Source organism: Oleiphilus sp. HI0086 (genome assembly GCF_001635225.1).
Genome location: NZ_LWFZ01000716.1, coordinates 1 through 725 on the forward strand (window position 1 = coordinate 1; position 725 = coordinate 725).

Below are 725 nucleotides of genomic sequence, written 5' to 3' on the forward strand. Positions count from 1 at the left end.
TCATAGGGAATTTTAAGCAACAAATCGGTCTTGACACTTTGTTTTTGTGACAAGACTTCTTAATAAGTAGAAGTACGTGGTGATTCTGTGATCTTATCGCACTGAATTTATAGGGCTTCGTCACAGCGGTACTTACTTGGCTAAGTTCGTGTTTAAGAGGGATGACATTTGAATAGCCTTCATTGATTGAGTTGGATCATGTCTCATATTCCAGAAAACATGCTAATCTGAAGATCTTCACTTACGGAGATCATGTATGAGTCATACTGTTGAAGGTCAAGAGACCCATAAACATTGGGGGCGTCTAGGGCGCTCCATCCTCAATGGAGTGATAGGTGACTACCTTGAAAAAGAATGTAACCCTTTGGCTATCCAGATGGGCTTTTATTACCACTACAAACGCTTGGTCTTAAATGAACACCTCGTTCATCAGCTGGATGCGCCGTTAAGTAATAAGGTGGTTGTATTTGTTCATGGGCTAACAAACCTGGAAACGGTTTGGGATTACCACCTAAAGGCTCCCAGTGAAGGGGAATCTCTCGTCGATCATTATATTGATAGCTGTTTCGACTATAAAGGCGGCGATGTCAGGGAAAACTATGGTACAAAGTTGCAGGAAGATTTTGGTTATACACCGTTCTATCTTCGCTACAATACCGGACTTTCTTTAGAAAAAAATGGTCGTCTTCTGGCAAAGCAACTGACTCAATTGCACGAAGCCTACC

The 725-nt window shown here is 41.8% G+C and carries 1 protein-coding gene; it reads left to right on the forward strand.

The window, feature by feature from the left end; all coding sequences use genetic code 11:
• Positions 1-256 precede the first annotated feature (256 nt).
• The coding region (locus tag A3756_RS11670) for a hypothetical protein (RefSeq protein WP_197481279.1) at positions 257-725 on the forward strand (469 nt) is incomplete at its 3' end.